Genomic DNA, 20745 nt, shown 5'->3' with positions numbered 1-20745 from the left:
TGCAATATTAAGAAATCGTTAATTCTTAAATTGCGGTAAATTGCCTCCCGGAAAATGATTTTACTTTCCCCAAAAGCTCTAATTCCAAAATTACCGGTAGAATTTTATACGGAGAGATTGAAATCATCTGTGCCAGATCATCCAGAGATACTTGAGGATGGGCTTTGATAGACTGATATATCGCTTTTTGATTTTCAGTAAGTTGTATGTTTATTTCACTATATGGGAACAGCTCCGCAACGTGCTCTTTTGAGTGATTGAATCCTAGTGAATCAATAAGATCTTTTACCGTAGAAATCGCTGATGCTTTGTTCTGGAAAACCAGTTGATTACACCCCTGGCTGTATGGATCAGTGATCTTTCCGGGAAGAGCAAAAACATCACGGTTATAGTCATTCGCAAAGGCCGCAGTACTTATAGATCCGCCTCCAAATGCCGTTTCCACTACTATGGTTGCAGGTGAAAGGCCTGCTATAATTCTGTTTCTTTGAATGAAATTTTCCCGGTCCGGTTTTCGGGATGAGTTGAATTCACTTAGCAAGACGCCTCCTTCCTCCAGAATTCTTTCGGACAGCTTCCTGTTTTTAGAGGGATAGAGTGTCTGAAATCCATGGGCCAGTACAGCTACTGTAGGGATTTTATACTGAATGGACTGTTCGTGTACTTCTTTATCAACTCCGAGAGCTAATCCGCTTACAGATAGGTATTCGGAAGACTTTGTGGCTTCCATGAAATCTCCAATAAAATGTTTGCCATATGAAGTCATGTTGCGGGTTCCAACAATACTGACCTTCTGTAAAGAATAGTCGATGCTTCCTTTTTGATAAAGAATGGCAGGAGCATCATCACATTCATTAAGCAGGTGGGGAAGCTCGTTACGGTATCTCAGATGGATGCTGATGTCGTTTTTCTCGCAGAACTTTAATTCTCTTTCTGCAAATTTGAGATAGTCTTCGTTGCCAATATCAGACACTGTTTTTCTACCTATACCATCGGTTTTGCTGTAGTCTTTTTTTGCATGTTTCCAAGCCTCCTGGGGACTTTCGAAGGCACGTACAAGTTTGTGAAAATTGATGTCGCCAATCAGGCTGCATTCGCGGAGAGCGATTGCGTATAAATGTTCTTCGGTGATCATGTGTGCTTTTTTTCAAAAGTAATAAAATTAGTTTTATTTCTTTCGCAATTCATCCAAATGATCCCAAATATCGTCTCTTTTTTTATAAGGCAGTTCCAGAAAGTCATCAGGATGGTTTTCTTTATATTCCTGCCAAAGCTTATCATCTTTTTCGCTGTAGTAATTGGGAAATTCCCAGATATACTTCTTTTTTCTTTCACCGACATTCTTAAAGGCAAAAGCGATGATGCTTCCCACTACGGCTCCTGAAAGATGGGCCTGCCATGAAATCTTGCTCGGCTCCTGAAGATTATAAAATAATTCTTCCGGAAACATACCCCAAATCAAACTCCCATAGTATAAAACGACAAGAAGTGATATTGTAAGAAGTTTCATATTCCATTTGAAAACACCACTGAAAAACAGGAAAAATGCCAGTACGTATACCACACCGCTGGCTCCGATAGTGCAGGTATATATATAGTCTCCGGTGAGAATGTCAATAGGAGGAAGCATCCAGACGAGCAGACCTGTCGCCAGCCAGCCGATAATGAATACTTTATTGGCGACCAACGGATAAAACTGATATAAAAGAAACAGGAGAACCGCTATGGGTATAGAATTTCCTATTATATGATCCATGTTTCCGTGCAGAAGGGGAGATGTAATGACTCCCAGCAAACCTTCCGGTAGCAATGGTATAATGGCCCCAAAACAGCTTTGAAAAAAGCCCTGCATCTGCAGAAAATAGCCGAACCACATCGCTGAAAGCATCAGCAATGGAGTTATAACAGCTCTTTTGGAAATTATATTTTTAAGCATGTGGAGGTTACGTCAAATCAAAAGCCAACAATAAATGTCGGAAAATTTGGCGATGAATTGTAGAAAGGGACATCTATTTTAGGACAAAAGGTTCTCATTTTATAATAAAAGGGGTAATATTTTGACCCTGAATTTGTTAAAGTGGCTTGTTTTTGGTAGTTGAAGTGAAAATTAATTGAGTTTAAGCTTTTTTATAAGATAAGATTTGCTTTAAAAAAAATTATATTAATATTTTTGTAATGAAAATCATGTAAAATAATGAAGAAGATTTTATTGATTCTTTCCTTTTCTATGGGGATCTATGCAAGTGCACAAGAAGAATTGAAAAAAGATTCAGTAGTCGTGGATACGATAAAATACTGGTCAGTATTAGGAAAAAACAGTTTAATGATCAATCAGGCCGCCTTTTCAAACTGGGCGGGTGGTGGTGCCAACAATGTAGGATGGCTTGCCGGAGTGAATTACAATATCACCTATGAGAAAGACAACGACCTCTGGGAAAACATTATTGCTCTGGATTATGGACAGAATGATACTAAGGGACTTGGTGTAAGAAAAACACAGGACGTTATCAATGTATCAACCAATTACGGACGTAAATTTTCTCAAAGTTGGTATTTTTCTTTAGGAGCAGGTATTCAGTCACAGTTTGCCGCCGGATATGAAGATGGAAATAATCCTGCTGCAAAAAAGATATCCAATTTTATGGCTCCCGGCTACCTTAACGTCGGTATGGGGATCACCTACAGACCCAATGACAATCTGACGGTAACAATGCGACCTACCAACGCCAGATGGACCTTTGTTTTAGACAAAGAACTTCAGTATGCAGGAAGCTATGGTTTGAAAAACGACGGTGATACTTCGCTGCTGCAGTTCGGTTTTCTGGGAACAGCACTGTATAAAGTCAAGCTTATGGAGAATGTCCATATTACGAATACTGCTTCTGTTTTCTCTAATTATCTGGATCATCCTGAGAGACTTGTTCTTGCTTACGGGGCAGCTTTAAACTTTAAGGTCAATAAGTTTATTTCCTCCAATGTCACATTGGATCTTCTGTATGATCATAACCAGGTCCAAAAAACACAGATGAAACAAACTTTGGGTATAGGATTCGCCTATATTTTAAATAATGGTGTAAAACGTTCCGATCGTAAAGACAGCCAGTGGTGGATTAAAAAATAGATCATATTATTTTTTTTAATAAGAAAGCACTTCATGATGAAGTGCTTTCTTGTTGTTGCTTGCTTTTATAAAAGATTTTTTAAGTAATTATAAGTTCAAAAACGCTTGTTTTAAACAATGTTTTCGGGATATATGGCAGATTTTTAATGTATTAAATAATAATTTTAATATTTCAAAGCTAAGTGATTAGTTTTTTAACAAAAATTATATGTATATTTTTATACCGAAAAATCCTTACTTATGAAAAAACTTTTATTAGCCCTTTCCATATCTATTGGAATAAGCACAATGGCTCAGGAGGCCAAACCTGATGCTGCGGCAGCAGATACTGTGAAAGCCTGGTCTATCCAGGGGCAGAATACATTAATGCTCAATCAGGCCGCATTTTCTAACTGGGTCGGTGGAGGAGCCAACAATGTTGGCTGGCTTGCCGGAGTTAATTACAATCTCACCTATGAAAAAGGTAAAGACCTTTGGGAAAACATTATTATTCTTGGCTATGGACAGAATAATACAAAAGGAATCGGAACAAGAAAAACTCAGGATGTAATTAATATCTCGACTAATTATGGGCGTGAATTTGCCAAGAACTGGTACCTTTCCGGAGGGATAGGTCTTCAGACCCAATTTGCAGGAGGTTATGAGGACGGAAATAATCCTGACGCAAAAAAAATCTCCAATTTCATGGCTCCTGGATACCTCAATGTGGGGGTTGGGGTTACCTACCGTCCCAATGATAATTTTACAGTGACGCTTCGTCCTGCCAATGCGAGGGTAACCTTTGTTCTGGATGAAGATCTTCAGACAGCAGGAACATATGGACTGAAAAATAATGGAGATTCTTCTCTCTTCCAATTCGGTTTCCTGGGTACAGCCATATACAAGGTCAAAATTATGGAGAATATCAATCTGACCAATTCAGCTTCTGTATTTTCGAATTATCTTGATAAACCAGACCATCTGGTACTTGGATACAGTGGAATTCTTAACATGAAGATCAATAAGTTTATTTCAACAAATATTACACTGGATCTGATGTATGATCACAACCAGATCCAAAAAACACAGCTTAAACAGACTTTAGGAGTAGGTTTTGCGTATAATATTGATAATGGAAAGAAACGCTCTGATAAGAAAGATAATCAGTCGTGGCTGAAATAATCCTAAATCATGTATCAATAAAAAAGCACTTCTTATGGAAGTGCTTTTTTGGGTATCAATTTATATAAGTCTTAAAACTCTAGATCCACTTTTAACTTTTCAGCTAAAAGTTTCGAAATTTTTTCTTTAAGCGGTTCAATGTCAATATTTTGCATTGCGTCATTGGCAAAGGCATATAAAAGTAATGCCTGAGCTTCTTTCTTGGAAATACCTCTTGCTCTTAAATAGAACAGTGCATCTTCATTCAGCTGACCTACTGTACAACCGTGAGAACATTTTACATCATCTGCAAAGATCTCCAGCTGCGGTTTGGTATCAATAGTAGCCCCTTCACTTAGCAAGACATTATTGTTCTGCTGGTAAGCATTTGTTTTCTGAGCAATCTTATTAACAAACACCTTTCCATTGAAAACTCCATGGGCATTTCCGTCATAAATACCTTTATAGTTTTGGTAGCTTTCACAGTTCGGGAAATTGTGATGAACAGCCGTATGGTGATCCACAAGCTGATCTTTCCCAATGATTGTAATTCCGTTCATAAAAGAATTGATATTGCTTCCGTTATGAATAAAATCCAGATTGTTTCTTACAAGCTTCCCTCCGAAAGTGAATGTATTTACAGTTGTTAAGCTGTCCTTTTCCTGTCTTGCGAAAGTACTGTCTACCAGATATGACGTATTGTTGTCATTCTGAAGTTTATGCCAGTCTGCTTTTGCATTAGGATATGTAAAGATCTCCGTCACAGAATTGGTAAGCACATAAGTACTGTCGAAATTGTGGTGACTTTCGATGATCTCTACTTTAGCCCCTTCTTCTACAATCAGTAAGTTTCTTGTATTATAACAAGTATTTTCTTCCTGATTTTGAGAAATATAAAAAACGTGGATCGGTTTTTCGATAACAACATTTTTAGGGACTTTCAGGAAGAAACCATATTTGCAGTAAGCAAGGTTTAAATTGGTGAAAGCTGTATCCTTAGAAGCGATAGTATTAAAATACTTATCAAATACTTCTTTGTGTTTCTCATCATTCAAAGCATAGTTGAATGAAAGAAATTCTACGTTCTCAATAGAAACTTTTGAAAGTTCCTTATGCAGTTTACCATTCACAAAAACGATCCAGTCAAAATTTTCTTCACCCAGGTGCAGCTGATCCAGCTGTTCTCTGGTGATATTGTGACTTTCTTTAGGGAAAAAATTATAATTTTTCTCTGTGATCTCCTTTATGCTGGTATATTTATATTCTTCGTCTTTTTTTGTCGGAAAACCTAAGTTTTCGAAATTTTGAAGAGCAGCTATTCTCTGTTCGTCCAGAAATCTGTGACGAAGACTCTCCAAAAATTCACCGTGATTGTCAATAATCTGATCGTATAAAGCCATTACTGATATTTCGGCCATCACACCTTATTTTATATATTTAAAAATAATATTATGTATTGCGGGTTTTCCGCATCTCCAGAAAGGATTGATAAAATCCCGGCTGAAAAATTTTCTTCTTAGTTAAGAAGCCAGTCGTAGCCTTTTTCTTCCAATTCTAATGCAAGAGATTTATCACCTGTTTTGATGATTTTTCCATTGGCAAGAACGTGAACAAAGTCTGGCTGGATATAGTTAAGCAATCTCTGATAGTGAGTAATCAAAAGAACCGCATTCCCTTCGTTTTTAAATTGGTTGACACCATCTGCAACAATTCTCAATGCATCGATATCAAGCCCTGAATCTGTTTCATCCAGAATCGCCAGTTTCGGGTTAAGCATCATCATCTGGAAAATTTCGTTTCTTTTCTTTTCACCTCCGGAGAATCCTTCGTTGAGTGATCTTGAAAGGAAATCTTTTTTTATACCTAATTGCTCAGATTTTTCCCGGATCATAGCAAGCATTTCTTTTGCAGGCATTTCTGCCAATCCGTTTGCCTTTCTCGTTTCGTTTAAAGCAGCCTTGATAAAGTTGGTTACAGAAACTCCCGGAATTTCTACTGGATACTGGAAAGAAAGGAAAATCCCTTTATGTGCTCTTTCTTCAGGAGCGTATTCACTAATGTTTTCTCCCTCAAAAAGAATGTCTCCATCTGTTACTTCATATTCCTCTTTTCCTGCAATTACTGAAGAAAGAGTAGATTTTCCAGCTCCGTTCGGTCCCATGATCGCATGAACTTCGCCCGGCTTTATTTCAAGATTAATACCTTTTAAAATTTCTGCGCCGTCTTCAATTCTGGCGTGCAAGTTTTTTATTTCTAACATTTTTATTTGCTAAACAAATTATTTTTGAATTCTATATACTAAACTTTCAGGCTGACCAGGAACATCACTTAGCTTTCCTATCTGCGTCATACCTGCCTTTTCCAAAACTTTAATAGAAGCTATATTATCCGGACGAACAATTCCAAATATTTCTTCTTTACCCATACCAGTAAATCCAAAGTCTATAGCTTTCTTTGTAAACTCTGTTGCATATCCTTTTCCCCATGCTTCCACAGCTAAGCGATATCCAAGATTTAGTTTTTCTTCTTCTCCATACATTTTATAGCTCAAGCCTCCAAAACCTATAATGCTTTTGTTTTCTTTTGCTATAATAGTCCAACCTCCAAAATTATATTGATCCCAGTGTTCCAGCATTCTTTTGAATGTGTTTTCTGCTTTTGCAGAATTCATCGGTCCACTTGGGTTATAAAGATTAGTTTGTGGATCTTTGTTAATTTCAAAAAACCTTTCAAAATCATCTTTTTCGGGTCTTCTTAAAATTAAACTTTCAGTTTCCATAATCAATTATCCAACAGATCCCTCTAGAGAGATCTCTAATAATTTTTGTGCTTCAATGGCAAATTCCATTGGAAGTTTATTCAATACTTCTTTACTGAAACCATTTACGATCAAAGCAATTGCTTTTTCCGTATTGATTCCTCTCTGGTTGCAGTAGAAGATCTGATCTTCTCCAATTTTCGAAGTTGTTGCTTCGTGTTCCAATTGGGCAGTAGGATCTTTGATTTCAATATAAGGGAAAGTATGTGCACCACATTCATTACCCATCAACAGAGAGTCACACTGTGAAAAGTTTCTTGCTCCTTTTGCAGAAGGCATTACTTTTACCAGACCTCTGTATGAATTTTGAGATTTTCCTGCGGAAATTCCTTTTGAAATGATCGTTGATCTTGTATTTTTCCCGATGTGGATCATTTTTGTTCCTGTATCTGCATACTGATGGTTGTTCGTCACTGCGATAGAGTAGAACTCACCGATAGCTCCGTCACCTTTTAAGATACATGAAGGATATTTCCAGGTTACAGCAGAACCTGTTTCAACCTGAGTCCATGAGATTTTTGCTTTCGTTTCACACAAACCTCTTTTGGTTACGAAATTGAAAACCCCTCCTTTTCCTTCTTCATTTCCTGGGTACCAGTTCTGAACCGTTGAGTACTTGATCTCAGCATTATCCATAGCGATCAATTCAACAACAGCTGCATGAAGCTGGTTTTCGTCTCTTGACGGTGCTGTACATCCTTCAAGGTAAGAAACATAACTTCCTTCGTCAGCGATGACAAGTGTTCTTTCAAACTGTCCTGTTCCTGCCTGGTTGATACGGAAATAGGTAGAAAGTTCCATTGGGCATCTTACACCTTTTGGAATATAACAGAAGCTACCGTCAGAAAATACTGCGGAATTCAGTGCTGAATAAAAATTATCTCCTCTCGGAACTACTTTTCCAAGATATTTTCTTACTAAATCAGGATGGTTTTTAATTGCTTCTGAAATAGAACAGAAGATAATTCCTTTTTCCATCAAGGTATCCTGAAATGTAGTTTTAACAGAAACAGAGTCTATGACAATGTCTACAGCAACTCCTGAAAGTCTTTTTTGTTCCTCGATATTGATTCCTAATTTTGCAAAAGTCTTCAATAATTCAGGGTCTACTTCATCAAGACTGTCTAGTTCAGGTCTTGCTTTTGGTGCAGCATAGTAACGGATTGCTTGAAAATCAGGCTTTTCATATTTAATATTGGCCCAGGTAGGTTCTGTCATCTTAAGCCAAATTCTGAAAGATTCCAATCGCCATTCTGTCATCCATTCCGGCTCTTCTTTTTTAGCAGAGATGGCACGAACGATATCCTCATTCAGTCCGATTGGGAAATCTTCATAATCGATCTTCGTTTCCCACCCGAATTCATATTTTTTATTTTCAAGATCAACTCTTAAGTCGTCTTCAGTGTATTTACTCATTTTAATAGATTTTAGATGTTAGGTTTTAGATGTTAGTTTTAGCATGGTGCCAATGTCTAACTTCTCGTTTCTAACTTCTAATTATAAAGAAAAACTCTCTCCACAACCACACGTTCTGGATGCATTAGGATTGTTGAAAACAAACCCCTTTCCGTTTAATCCTCCTGAATATTCAAGAATTGTTCCTGCTAAATAAAGGATAGACTTTTTCTCAACAATAATTTTAACGTCATTGTCTTCAAAAACTTGATCTGTGTCTGTTTTTTGATTGTCAAATCCCAAAACATACTCTAAACCAGAACATCCTCCACTTTTTACCCCTACTCTTATATAATCTTCAGCAGGGTTGAAACCATCTTCCGACATAAGTTGGATGGCTTTTGCCTTTGCTTGGTCTGATACTTTTATCATTGTATTTATTTAGAATGATTTAATGATGCAAAAATACGAACAAAAATCAGGATATAAAAATCAGCATTTTTATTTTATCGATTTTTATTATTGATGGCTTAACTTTGTTAACCTTTTGAAATCCAAACAATAAATTTATTCTACAATGAAAAAATTAAGCATCATTGCTCTAATGCTGTTTATCCAGCATATTTCTGCACAATACAATAGGTTTGTTTATCAGGTAACGATGAAACCTGACGCGGAAAATAAAAGCGATATTAAAACTGAAAATGCATATTTGGATATTTCCGCAGAAAAATCACTTTTTTATTCTGAAAACAGATACAAAAGAGATTCTACCTTGCAGAAAGCATTTCAGGGTGGAGGAGGAAGAGGCTCAATTAATAGAGAGCAGCTCGAAAGTTTTAGGAGCAATATCAATTATTCTATCGAAAAAGACAAGTCCAGCCAGAAAATATCTTATAAAGACAGAATAGGAAGAGACATTTATGTGTATGACGAAGACCGCCCTTTGAACTGGAAGATGTCTTCTGAAACGACGAAGATAGGAGAATATAAAGTTCAGAAAGCAACCAGCGATTTTGCCGGGCGGAAATGGACAGCCTGGTTTACGACCGATCTGCCTTATCAGGACGGACCGTATAAATTCGGAGGACTTCCCGGGCTGATCGTTAAAGTAGAAGATGATAAAGGAGAATATTCTTTTGACCTTATGAAAAATTACAAAATTGCAGAAATCCCTGCTCAGAATCAGTTTGGAAATACTGTAAAAGTAAAAAGGACGGATTATCTGAAGCAACAGGCAAAGTATAAAAGCGATCCTATGTCATTTATGCAGAGCGGTGGTGGATTTCCTGCGCCTCCCAGACCGGCTGGTGGAGGACGAGGAGGAAATCAGAATCCTGCAGATATGAGAAAAAGAATGGAAGAAAGAGCAAAAGATGAAGCCAAAAGAAATAGTAATCCAATAGAACTGGAATAAAAAATAACCCCTGAAGAAATTTCTTCAGGGGTTTTTAATTACATTTAAAAGTATTATTTCAATAGCTGGTTGAAAGTATCTCCCTGCTTAATATCTCCTGTATTGTAGCCTTTCATAAACCATTCTTTACGTTGAGCCGAAGATCCATGGGTAAAGCTTTCCTGATTGACGTAGCCTTGAGATCTTTTCTGAATATTGTCATCACCAACAGCCTGAGCTGCATCTATCGCAGCTTCTATATCCCCGGGCTCAAGAATACCTTTTGTATCGTTGGTTCTTTTTGCCCATACTCCCGCATAAAAATCTGCCTGAAGTTCAGTTGCCACAGAAACTCTGTTCATTTCTGCTTCAGAATACCTTCCGCTTCTTCTTAGCTGATCTACTTTTTGTGTTGTTCCAAGAAGGGTTTGTACGTGATGGCCAACTTCATGTGCCAGAACATAAGCGACCGTAAATTCTGTTACCTTAGCTCCGAACTTCTCTTGCAATTCATTGAAAAATCTCATGTCCATATATACTTTCTGGTCTGCAGGACAATAGAATGGTCCCATAGCAGACTGAGCAGTTCCGCAATCGGAGTGCGTTGTATCTTCAAAAAGAACAATTTGCGGTTCACGGTATGTCATGCCGTTTTCTTTAAAGATCTGGTCCCAGGTAAGGATGTTCCATTTGCCCATCATGTCTACCATTTGTCCAATTTGCTTATCTTCGGCAGTAAGTTCCCGTTGTTGTCCGCTTCCGGAAGATTGCACACTGCCCGAGCTCAGAATGCCCGAAGGATCGCCTCCTAAAAAGAAAATAATTGCAGCAATAATCAAAGTTCCGAGTCCACCTCCTACAACCATGCCTCCGCTGCCACCAGAACCACGGCGGTCGTCAACGTTTCCGCCTCTGTCGTCTGTCCATTTCATAAGAATATCATTTTTGTATCGTAAATTTATAAATTTAAATGTTACAACAGATAAAATCTTACAACATGAATGTCTTTATCCGGACAGTTATTATTTTTTAATGATGCTTTCCCCATTTGCATTGACCTGTCTGCTGTCTGCACCATGGGTTTTATAAGTAAAGTGAATGTCTGATAACTTTCTAAAATTTATACATTAAGATTTGATTTATTCATCATTGAATTTTTCTTTTAGAACCTTTTTATAATACGCTTTGCTGTGACCATTGATATGCTCAAGATAGTTGTATTTATTACGGAAGTATTGCTTTTGACAATTTTGGGGAAGATACTGATTGATGTTATCAGCGTCCGTATGTTCAACAATAGGATACACTGGAAGCTTAGCTTGTAATATATCTTTGTTTTTGGCTAAAATTTCAAGCACATTATATTGCAGAGAATTACCACAACTGTATTTTTCAATATCTGGTTCGATATATTTCTTGAAATAATAATTTATAACTTCTTTTCTGAAATCCATATCTGCTCTGCCAATTGAAGGAAACAGGGTATTAAGCCAGCTATATTTAATATGATTTTTTAGTCTTTTAGTTGAATCTTTATCGTTCTGAGTAATAAGAATATTCCTCAGATTGGCTTTTTTCATAATATTGACAAGCAGTAATTCTGAAATATTTTTTAGTTCCCCTGCTTTTTTATTATTTCCCGCATTTTCATAGAGGTTTATACTTCCAAAAGTGTCGATATTGAGTTGTTCATTGATGTATTGATGAAGGGATGCCTGATCTCCGGAGTAATGAATTGTAGTATTCTTTTCTACAGCTATCACCAATTGATCTGATGGTTCAAGAAATATATTTATAAATCTGTTCAGATCTTTCGGACCACTGATCGAAATCCTTTTTGTCTCTGAAAACTCTTTTTTATCATTGCCGTTTATGGTTATTTCTTTTTTGCCGGATTTTACATTGATAGATTCACCGGCATTATTGATAATGATGATCTTTTGAGCAGATAGGATTGCAAAAGAAAATAAGAGAAAAGGAAAAATCGTTTTACTTAAATATGAATATTTCATTTTTTTAGGTCTTTCATGAGAAACGCTGAATGGTAAAAGCATTATTTTTTTCAAATATAAAAAATATCATTATGTAGTGATTTTTATGTGAGCATATTTTTTATAAAACGGATGATTTAAAATAATATCATTAGTAAATTACTATTTTTGTGAAAAATTACAGCCTTCGTGAAAAAAATTAAACTTTGCCTGTTATCAATTGGAATAATGGCATTTACAGCATGTAAAAAAGAGAAAGAAGATGAAGTGAACAGTGTTGACAAGAGTGGTTCTATTGAAACAGAACTTTCTGTTGAACATTTGGATACCGCCGATGTTCTCATCACTAAGCATAAAATATGGAAGAATAAGACGCTTTTTAAAGAAATTATAAAAAAAGATACTATTCCTAGTCTTGGAGATACTCTTGTAGGAGGAGAAGACAGTGACGGTTCCAGCCATATTGCCAAAACGAAAAAAGACTACGAATTTTTTATAACGGTGCAATAATGAAAAAGTCGAGTTCTATAAAATTGCTTTTTGTGACAGGTATATTAGCGGCCTGTTCTCAGGAAAAACCAAAAAATAGCGGAGAGAAGAAAGTATATATGAGATCTGATACGACAGCCTCTTATACAAGAACACACGGTTTTATGGCAGGAATTCTTCTGTATCATGCATTCAGACCGTATGGAGCTTACAGCTATGGGTCCTATCAGAAGGCGGGTTACTACAGTGATGCAATTAGCAATAAATCCAATATCGGAAGAAATAATTACAAAGGAAATGTAGTAAGAGGCCAATTAGGGAAAAGTGGTTTCAGTGCATCATCATAAGTTATGGAGAGAATTCAATCACAGTTTAGAAGAAACTGGCAGCATAAACTTGAAAATCTAGGGTTCGGATATCATTCGCTGGAAGGACTTTATTGGGATGAAAGTCATTACTATCAGTTTACCGGAGAAGAAATTAATACCATCGAAAGTGCAACGGCTGAGCTCTGGCAAATGTGTCTGGAAGCTGTAGATTATATTATTGAAAAAAATCTTTGGGAAAAATTCAATATTCCTGAATGGTTCAGGAGCTATATTATTGCAAGCTGGGAAGAGGATCATCCCTCCATTTATGGAAGATTTGATTTTGGTTTTGACGGGAAGAATTTGAAATTACTGGAGTTCAATGCTGATACGCCGACTTCGTTATATGAAGGTTCGGTCATACAGTGGTATTGGCTGCAGGAGCAATTTCCATATAAAGATCAGTTTAATTCTATTCATGAGAAGCTGATTGCGTACTGGAAGCATCTGAAAAATTATATGAATCCGCATCATATTTACTTTGCATCACTTACCAATATTGAAGATGTTACCAATGTAGAATATATGCGTGACTGTGCTTCACAGGCTGGTTTCGATACTGAGTTTATTCCGGTTCAGGATATTGGATGGGCAGAAGATATTTCAGAATTTGTGGCTGGCGACCGTTCGGTGATGGAATATATTTTCAAGCTTTATCCTTATGAATGGATTCTTGCGGACGGTTTTGGCGAAAAACTCGTTAAAAACGGTTTCAGATCCCAATGGATTGAGCCAGCATGGAAAATTTTACTTTCATCCAAAGCTATCCTTCCGGTTCTTTGGGAAATGTATCCCAATCATCCCTATCTGTTGGAGTCTTATTTTGAACCGAAGCATCTGAAAGATTTTGCTAAAAAGCCCATTTATTCAAGAGAAGGAGCTAATGTGATTCTGCACAAAAATAATATTCCTGTTGAGCAGAATGATGGCGTGTATGGTAAAGAAGGTTTTATTTATCAGCAGTTATTTGACCTGCCTAATTTTGCAGGGAACTATCCTGTTATTGGAAGCTGGGTAATAGGGCAGGAGCCTGCGGGCATTGGGATCAGAGAAAGTGTTCATCTGATCACCAATAACCAGAGCCGTTTTGTTCCTCACCTTATCGGTTAAGTTTCTTTTCTTTAAGCCAGAATGAAGTAGATTGGTAAGCAGATACAGCGTCATTGACAAGTTTCTGCTCCGGATCTTTCATTAGTTTCTCATCATAATACAGTTTGAATTCAGGAGCGAGACTGCTGGATTCCAGCTGTAAAGAATATTGTTTCACTTTTTTAACAGGTGAAATGATTGTTAAACGTCCGTCTTTTACCAAACCAAGATCCTGGTAAGTGGCGATATAGGCTTTTGGCTGGAATTCTTTTGTAAATACATCCTGACCAAGAAATTTAGATTGATAATTGAAATTCAACAGCCCAAAAAGGGTTGGCATTATATCGATCTGCGACATCAGCTTGTCAAACTTTTGAGGCTGAATAAACCCTTCTGAGAAAATCAAAGCGGGAATTCTGTATTTGTCCATCGGAAGTTCTGTTTTTCCGGCGCTGGAAGCACAGTGATCAGCAATAATCACAAACACTGTGTTTTTATACCAATCCTGCTTTTTAGCCATTTCAAAGAACATCTTAAGTGAATAATCGGTGTATTTTACACCTCCGTCACGAGATTTTGCTGTTCCGGGGATATCAATTCTTCCGTCAGGATAGGTAAAAGGTCTGTGGTTGGAAACCGTCATCCAGTGGTTAAAAAATGGTTTTCCGGATTTGGCTTCAGCGTTCATGGTCTGTATTGCTTTTTTAGCCATATCTTCATCAGCAACTCCCCAAACATTGGCAAAGGTGATTTCTTCCGGTTTAAAATTATTTCTGTCGACAATACCATAACCGTTTCCTGCGAAAAAGTCCTGCATATTATCGAAATAACTGTAGCCCCCATAGAGGAATTTTACATCATATCCTTTAGATTTGAATACGCTGCCAGTTGTGAATTTATTTTTGTTGTCGTCTCTTTTGATAACGCTTTCTCCGGCAGTAGGAGGAATACATAATGTTAGTGCCTCAAGTCCTCTTACGGTTCTGTTTCCAGTCGCATACAGGTTGGTAAACATCATGGAGCGGTCTGCCAGGCTATCCAGGAAAGGAGTGATCTTTTTGGTGCCCCCATAATGTTCCATAAAGTCAGCAGATAGGCTCTCAATGGAGATTAAAACAACATTTTTCTTAAGTTCAGGCTGTTCTGAAGTTATATTTCTTGATAATGAAGGTTCGGAATACTGGCTTAAAAAGTTCTTTTCAGCATCCTGCTGGCCGATTTGCGGATAAAATTGGAAATAGTCCAATTCGTTGTGGGTAAAGGCCCAGTAGAATTTTGGAAGTCCGTTGTCTTCGATCTCGTCTGCAAAAACATTGTCAGACCTGATCTGCATTAATGAAGATATACCGAAAATACTGATGCCTGCCATCACTGCAAAAGTACCTACAAGGATCATTTTCTGTTTAAAATTCGGAAGTTCTAAAAGTTCGTCTTTGGTTTTCTTATAAATAAACCATGTTACCGCTAAAGTAATTATAAGAATAGCCGAAAACAAAGGAACAACAGGATAACTTTCCATGATGTTTCCAATAACCTCGTTGGTATATATCAGATAATCGACTGCAATAAAATTGTAACGTACCCCAAACTCATTATAAAAGAAATATTCACTGACTGCATTAAAGATAATCAGAAGAACATAGAGCAGTAAGGTGATGAAATATAATACATTCCTGATTTTGATCCTCTTTGATGGAATAAAAAGCATCAGACCAAAGAAAAGAGTCTTGATTCCAACGAAAGTTAAAGCCACTTCTGATATAGATCCCCCATACTGGTTGAAAATATTATTGGGAATAAGCAGGATGTATAGAAAAAAGAGCACAAGAGCTCCAAAAATGATATATCCGTATGGCTTTTTGTATTTGGAATCCGACAGGAATAGAAAGTAAACTGCCAAAATGGTACTGGCCAGAGTGAAAACAAAAATATCATTCAGCAATCCGATAGACAGAACTTTTAAGACTTCAAAAAAACCGAAACTGGCCGTAGTAATGGGATGAAAAAAGAATACGGTCCGAACGATCAGTGAAATAATAAGATAAAAGATCCCTAAATACAAGAATGGTTTTATTTTGCTTGGAAACATGTATATTAAGTATAGATTAATTCCCACAAAGATAGTTTTTGTATATAACTTTTAGTGAAAAAAAATAAAAACATGATATCTCTTATAGTTTTTTTGAATTATTAGTGAAGAATTAACGTATTATGTAATTTAAGAAATCTCTCGAAAAAGGATAGAGGAATCTGATTATCACTAAAAAAAGGACTATTGAAAAATAGTCCTGTGTGTTGTTAAGATGTATTAAGAATTAAGAATGTCCGAAACCGATGTTTCCTTTTTTGTTGGAAAGATTTTTTTTGAAATCGATCATTCTCAAAGCGGTAACCGCTGCCTCTACACCTTTATTTCCTAAATCACCACCGCTTCTTGCAATGGACTGTTCTTTTGTGTCATCTGTCAAAACACAGAAAATAGTAGGAGTATCTGTTAAGACATTACAGTCTTTGATTCCCTGTGCTACTGCTGAGCATACAAAATCGAAATGAGGGGTCTCACCACGGATTACGCATCCGATAGCAATCACAGCATCGTATTTTCTTTCTTTGCAAAGCTGCATACTTGCATAGTTAAGCTCAAAAGCACCCGGAACCGGGAATAGTCTGATGTTTTCTGGTTTTACGCCCTCCTTTTCAAGGATTTCCAGGGCTGCATCACGAAGATTGTAAGTTACAAATTCATTCCACTCAGAAAAAACAATGCCGATAGAAAAATCTTCGGCATTTGTTATATGAAGTGGCTTGTAATCGGAAAGATTAACTGTTGCCATTTTTTAAAAATATTTAGTCATTTCAATATAAGAATCAGACATTCCGTTATCGTAGTCCTGATATTTCTCGTCAATTGCAGAGAAGTATTTCTTAGCTTCTGCATTTTTCTTTAATCCTAATGCTACAATACCTGCTTTTCTTGTGAAGTAGTAAATTGTGTAAGGATCATCGGAAGCAGTTGTTGCTTTGTCTAATAGAGACAGAGCTTCGTCATTTTTGTTAAGACCTGATTTTGCATCTGCCATAGCACCGAATTTCATTGCTACCAATGTTTTGTTGTCAGATGAAAATTTGTCTAAAAGATCATAAGCTTCCTGGAATTTTCCTTCTTTGAACTTCAGTAAACCCGCATTGTAAGCAGAAAGTTTACCAATCTTCGTGTTGGAATATTCGTTATATGTTCCTGAAAAACCTGGATTTGCTGCAGATTTTCCGCCTAATGCTTCTTTATCTTTTCCTTCAGTCTGCTTTTTTTGAGCAGAAAGGAAACTTTTTACAGCTTCAACATTTTTAGGTGCCTCTATAAACTGTTTGTATCCAAAGAACCCTAAAACGCCTAAAACCAATACCCCGAATACAATACCCAATTGTTTTGAATATTTCTCAAGAAATCTTTCGGTGTTTAAAGCCTCTCTGTCAAGGTCTTTAAAGAACTCAACCGTTTCTTTACCTTCTTGCTCATTTTGAGCATTCTTTCCCAATTTTGCCATAAATTCTTAAAAATTGAAATGCAAATTTAATTGTTTCTGAATGATTTACAAAATACTTTGAAGTATTATTGTGAAAATGTTATGAATTGCCAAATGTTATTCGTAAAAACGCTTCGATTTCGTTCAGCGTGATATCTGTAATAGCATTTTTTTTATCGTTTTGTGAGTTCGAAATCAAGCAAATATTTGCAAAGTAGCTCAGAAAACGCTTCTCTTTTTGTTTCAAAAAACTTAGTATTCGAGGATGCTGTATACGTCCGCCCCGAATTTCTTCAGTTTTTCTTCGCCCTTAAGATCTTTTAGACCGATCAGAAAGCTGAACTGGGAAACTGTGGCTCCCTGCTTTTCTACAAGCTTAGCAGCGGCCTCTGTCGTTCCTCCGGTTGCGAGAAGGTCATCGTGGATAAGAATTCTCTGTCCTTTTTTAATGTGCCCTTCGCGCGTTTCTATTTCTGCGCTTCCATATTCAAGATCATACTTTTCTGAAATGATCGGTGGAGGAAGTTTCCCCTTTTTACGAATCAGAATGAATGGAACTTCCAATGCTACTGCAATGGCGATTCCGAATAGATAACCTCGGCTTTCTATTCCGCAAACGGCATCTACTTTACCCTTACTGAAAGCGGTGAGATCTGCGATAACTTCTTCATAAAGCTTCGGGTTAAGAAAAATAGGTGAAATATCTTTGAACTGAATTCCCGGAATAGGAAAATCAGGAAAGTTTTCAATGGTTTCTTCTAGTTTATTGATCAGTTCTTGTGAAGCCATTATGGGTTTATTTTATAGCTGGAAATTTTCCAGTCTCCATTTACATTTTTAAGTCCGAAGGTTACTTTTAGTGATGTTGTTTTCCCGGTCTTATCTGTTACATCGTATGTTGCGTTTACGCTTGCTCCACTGGAGTTATTGGCATTCGTTGTAATATTTTTTACGCTTACATTCTTCACGGATCCAAAGCCTGAAGTAGGATTGGAGAATGACTCATAGCTTCCCCAACTTGGGTTGCTTGAAGTATCATATGCTGCCTTAAGATTCTGAGAACTTACGCTGTTTAAAAACTTACTTACTGTATTTTTTGGATCTGCTGTCGGCTGCTTAGGAGGAGCAGGCGTAGTTGCAGGAGATGTAGGATCTGTAGATGTTGTGGGTGCGGTAGTTGGATTATTAGGGTCAATTACAGCGCTTGGATCCTGTGTTACTGCTGTTGAATCATTCTTTGGTGCCGCAGGAACTTTTAGAGCTAAAGGATTGACATCAAGTCCAACTTTTGACATCTTAAAGGTTTTTGCTGTGGTTTTCACAGAAACGGTAATATCAATTTTATTATCTACCACTTTTGCGGCAGGAATTGAAGAGAATTTTAAGTTAAATCCTTTGAAGTTATTATCCTGCATAAGATTTTTAGCCGTAGAAAGCTTTACTCCATTACTGAATACTTCTAAAGTAGCTTCTAAACCGGCTCCGGTAAACGACACAGGCTTTCCTGCTGCATCTACAAGTCTGGGAACGATCTGAATAGCTGTAGGTGCACCCGTTCCGTCATCGCCAGTAGGTCTGGTGACAATGCTTAATGAACCTGCTTTGACGTCATTAGCATCAGTTTCTTTGGCTTTGTCATCTCCGAATATATTCATTTCTCCAAGAGAAGGGGGGGATGTACTGGCCCACTCAATACCATTTTTCTGTGCAACTTCGTCAGCCAATGTCAGAATCTCAGGAACTTTTTTTCCGTCGATAAGTTTTCCAAGGGCTTTAAGTTCTTCTACATCACCGTCTGCTTCTACGCCGAAGGTTTTTAAGATGTAAAGAGCCTCATTAAATTTGATTTGTTTAATTGTTGAAAGGCTGGAAGTCATATCGTTGATACTCGACTGCAGCGTTTTAGTATTCGTAGCATCTACATGATCCTTTCTGCATGCTGTAAAAAGCAAGAGACTGAGAACAAGTAGAAAAGAAAACTTTTTCATTTTATTTTGTTTATTGCAAATTTAGTAAAACCTTTAATAATAGCTGGTTTTTATTTTTGTTTTGTGTTTTTTAGATGAAGAAAGTATTTTATGATAGTGTATTGAAAAACGATCATAATTTGCACAGAGTTGTACAAATAATGTAATTTTTTAACTGTCAGCATTCAGCAATCATTCCATAAAAAAAGACTGCTCAATAAGGTCAGTCTTTTTTTTGTGTATTATAGAAGTCGGTCAGTTCTGAAGAATCTTACTTTTTGTTTTCCTGTTCTTTTAAATCATCTTTAAAGAAAGAGCTGAAAATGGTCTGCATATTTGGGAACGAAGGGCTCTGCCAAAATTTTGTGTTGTAGTTGCTGTGCTCTTTTTTAAATTTTACTTTTTCAAGATCATTGTCATTGGTGAATCCCAGCTCTGTCGTATAGAAATTACTATAGGCCATTAGCTGGTTGTAATCTTTTTCAGTTTTATGTTTTAATTTTAAAAAGTCAATTTCATTATACTCCAAAATGTCTTTTAGCGTTTTCTGTGAATCAGTTTCAAATGCAATATTGATAATTCCTTTTAGATCAAAAAATCTGAACCCAAATATTGCAAATTCTTTTTGCTGGAGGTATTCACCGGTAATTTCTACTTCATCTTTACGCTGCCCTTTCAATTCTTTGAGTTTTGTATTTTTCTTTTTGTATGCATCAATATTTCCTACATTTTTCATTTCAGGAACCGATAAAGAAGAACCATAATCCCAGGAATCGGTATGCTTTTTCTCATTTTTAGGATCTTCCAGTCTGTATACTCTGTATTGTTCGACATTGGTACTTTTTAATTTTTTGGTTTTATTGTCAAAAATATAAGTAACAACTCCATCCGCATAGCAGTTAAGTCTTTTGTTTACGGTCACGTAGGAGTTGAAATTCCCTTTAATAAAGATGTATTTTGCAGGCTTGGTATTCTTAATAACAATCGTTTCAATTTCTTTTACCTGATCGTTAAGCTTGATAGTATTTTGTTCAAAATCAGAATATGATAGTGTCGCTACAGAAAAGTTGTCATAAACAATCTTAAATTTTTCCTGATCCTGACTTAAAGACTTTTTATCAATTTTTCCGTCGATATCAGAGTAGGCGAGGATGTTTCCGTCTTTTCCAAAGACAGAAACTTTAGGAAGAGGTTTGTTTGTTTGCTCAGAAACAAAAGTTATGGTTTGTGCCTGAATAAAGCTGAACAGAAAAACGAACAGTGTGCAGAGCAGATAATTTCTTTTCATAATGATATCTTGTTTTGATTGTTTATTGAAATAATACATCAGTTTTATTTTAAAGACAGACAACATTGCAAATGGTTGCCCGGACAATCCAAAAATCTTCACTTATGGGCATAAAAAAAGACTGATCATTACAATCAGTCTTTTTTATTCTATTTCTGT

At 36.6% G+C, this 20745-nt stretch carries 21 protein-coding genes; 6 read left to right on the top strand and 15 right to left on the bottom strand.

What is annotated here, in order from left to right; all coding sequences use genetic code 11:
- Positions 1-25: 25 nt before the first annotated feature.
- Positions 26-1135 carry a DNA-processing protein DprA gene (gene dprA / locus IW16_RS02605; protein ID WP_034739393.1) on the bottom strand — a complete coding sequence of 370 codons (1110 nt, stop codon included), beginning with the start codon at positions 1133-1135 and terminating at the stop codon, positions 26-28.
- Between the two features lie 33 nt (positions 1136-1168).
- Positions 1169-1936 carry a rhomboid family intramembrane serine protease gene (locus IW16_RS02600; RefSeq protein ID WP_034739391.1) on the bottom strand — a complete coding sequence of 256 codons (768 nt, stop codon included), beginning with the start codon at positions 1934-1936 and terminating at the stop codon, positions 1169-1171.
- A 258-nt stretch (positions 1937-2194) separates the two neighbouring features.
- Here IW16_RS02600 and IW16_RS02595 point away from each other — a divergent pair, with 258 nt between their 5' ends.
- Both IW16_RS02595 and IW16_RS02590 read left to right on the top strand, forming a co-directional pair.
- Positions 2195-3121, top strand: a complete 927-nt coding sequence (locus IW16_RS02595; protein ID WP_034739389.1) for a DUF3078 domain-containing protein — start codon at positions 2195-2197, stop codon at positions 3119-3121.
- A 240-nt stretch (positions 3122-3361) separates the two neighbouring features.
- Complete coding sequence (locus IW16_RS02590; RefSeq protein WP_034739387.1) at positions 3362-4282, top strand: DUF3078 domain-containing protein; 921 nt, start codon at positions 3362-3364, stop codon at positions 4280-4282.
- A 71-nt stretch (positions 4283-4353) separates the two neighbouring features.
- Here IW16_RS02590 and sufD read toward each other — a convergent pair whose 3' ends face one another.
- From sufD to IW16_RS02565, 5 genes are all read right to left on the bottom strand, one after another.
- Positions 4354-5661, bottom strand: coding sequence for a Fe-S cluster assembly protein SufD (sufD, locus tag IW16_RS02585; RefSeq protein WP_175550359.1), 1308 nt, complete (start codon positions 5659-5661; stop codon positions 4354-4356).
- A gap of 116 nt (positions 5662-5777) precedes the next feature.
- Positions 5778-6521 carry a Fe-S cluster assembly ATPase SufC gene (gene sufC, locus IW16_RS02580; RefSeq protein ID WP_034739385.1) on the bottom strand — a complete coding sequence of 248 codons (744 nt, stop codon included), beginning with the start codon at positions 6519-6521 and terminating at the stop codon, positions 5778-5780.
- An 18-nt stretch (positions 6522-6539) separates the two neighbouring features.
- Entirely contained in the window at positions 6540-7040 is a 501-nt protein-coding gene (locus tag IW16_RS02575) for a GNAT family N-acetyltransferase (protein WP_034739383.1), read from the bottom strand.
- Positions 7041-7046: 6 nt separating this feature from the next.
- Positions 7047-8495, bottom strand: a complete 1449-nt coding sequence (gene sufB, locus IW16_RS02570; protein ID WP_034739381.1) for a Fe-S cluster assembly protein SufB — start codon at positions 8493-8495, stop codon at positions 7047-7049.
- An 81-nt stretch (positions 8496-8576) separates the two neighbouring features.
- Positions 8577-8906, bottom strand: coding sequence for a HesB/IscA family protein (locus IW16_RS02565; protein ID WP_034739378.1), 330 nt, complete (start codon positions 8904-8906; stop codon positions 8577-8579).
- A 145-nt stretch (positions 8907-9051) separates the two neighbouring features.
- Here IW16_RS02565 and IW16_RS02560 point away from each other — a divergent pair, with 145 nt between their 5' ends.
- On the top strand, positions 9052-9891 hold the full coding sequence (locus IW16_RS02560) for a GLPGLI family protein (protein ID WP_034739376.1): 840 nt from the start codon (positions 9052-9054) through the stop codon (positions 9889-9891).
- Positions 9892-9944: 53 nt separating this feature from the next.
- Here the strand turns inward: IW16_RS02560 and ypfJ are convergent, their stop codons facing one another.
- Complete coding sequence (gene ypfJ, locus IW16_RS02555) at positions 9945-10802, bottom strand: KPN_02809 family neutral zinc metallopeptidase (RefSeq protein WP_034739373.1); 858 nt, start codon at positions 10800-10802, stop codon at positions 9945-9947.
- A gap of 207 nt (positions 10803-11009) precedes the next feature.
- Positions 11010-11882, bottom strand: a complete 873-nt coding sequence (locus tag IW16_RS02550; RefSeq protein ID WP_131327826.1) for a hypothetical protein — start codon at positions 11880-11882, stop codon at positions 11010-11012.
- 207 nt (positions 11883-12089) lie between these two features.
- On the opposite strand from IW16_RS02550, the gene IW16_RS02545 reads away from it, so the two are divergent.
- From IW16_RS02545 to IW16_RS02535, 3 genes are read left to right on the top strand one after another with little or no spacing between them, the layout of a single operon-like run.
- A complete protein-coding gene (locus tag IW16_RS02545) occupies positions 12090-12371 on the top strand; it encodes a hypothetical protein (RefSeq protein ID WP_034739368.1) in 282 nt (93 codons plus the stop codon).
- Positions 12371-12697 (top strand): hypothetical protein, encoded by a 327-nt coding sequence (locus IW16_RS02540; protein ID WP_034739366.1) that lies wholly within the window; start codon positions 12371-12373, stop codon positions 12695-12697. Before IW16_RS02545 ends, IW16_RS02540 begins: the two co-directional genes overlap by 1 nt.
- 3 nt (positions 12698-12700) lie before the next feature.
- The gene (locus IW16_RS02535; protein WP_185116415.1) at positions 12701-13828 is read left to right on the top strand and encodes a glutathionylspermidine synthase family protein; all 1128 of its coding nucleotides are present in this window, start codon (positions 12701-12703) and stop codon (positions 13826-13828) included.
- On the opposite strand, the gene IW16_RS02530 is transcribed toward IW16_RS02535, so the two are convergent.
- The 6 genes from IW16_RS02530 to IW16_RS02505 all read right to left on the bottom strand — a co-directional run bounded on the left by IW16_RS02530 (position 13818) and on the right by IW16_RS02505 (position 20586).
- Positions 13818-15896: an LTA synthase family protein gene (locus tag IW16_RS02530; RefSeq protein ID WP_034739364.1), complete on the bottom strand. Its 2079-nt coding sequence runs from the start codon at positions 15894-15896 to the stop codon at positions 13818-13820. The genes IW16_RS02535 and IW16_RS02530 overlap by 11 nt on opposite strands.
- A gap of 226 nt (positions 15897-16122) precedes the next feature.
- Positions 16123-16641 carry a 6,7-dimethyl-8-ribityllumazine synthase gene (gene ribH / locus IW16_RS02525; RefSeq protein WP_034739362.1) on the bottom strand — a complete coding sequence of 173 codons (519 nt, stop codon included), beginning with the start codon at positions 16639-16641 and terminating at the stop codon, positions 16123-16125.
- A 3-nt stretch (positions 16642-16644) separates the two neighbouring features.
- Positions 16645-17352, bottom strand: coding sequence for a YfgM family protein (locus IW16_RS02520; RefSeq protein WP_034739360.1), 708 nt, complete (start codon positions 17350-17352; stop codon positions 16645-16647).
- 231 nt (positions 17353-17583) lie between these two features.
- Positions 17584-18120, bottom strand: coding sequence for an adenine phosphoribosyltransferase (locus tag IW16_RS02515; protein WP_034739358.1), 537 nt, complete (start codon positions 18118-18120; stop codon positions 17584-17586).
- On the bottom strand, positions 18120-19319 hold the full coding sequence (locus tag IW16_RS02510; RefSeq protein ID WP_034739356.1) for an NTF2-like transpeptidase: 1200 nt from the start codon (positions 19317-19319) through the stop codon (positions 18120-18122). Before IW16_RS02510 ends, IW16_RS02515 begins: the two co-directional genes overlap by 1 nt.
- Before the next feature lie 250 nt (positions 19320-19569).
- Entirely contained in the window at positions 19570-20586 is a 1017-nt protein-coding gene (locus IW16_RS02505; protein ID WP_034740501.1) for a hypothetical protein, read from the bottom strand.
- Positions 20587-20745 lie beyond the last annotated feature (159 nt).

It is taken from the genome of Chryseobacterium vrystaatense (assembly GCF_000737765.1).
GTDB lineage: Bacteria > Bacteroidota > Bacteroidia > Flavobacteriales > Weeksellaceae > Chryseobacterium > Chryseobacterium vrystaatense.
Note: the sequence above shows the minus strand (reverse complement) of the source record. Positions and strands in the feature narration are given on the sequence as shown.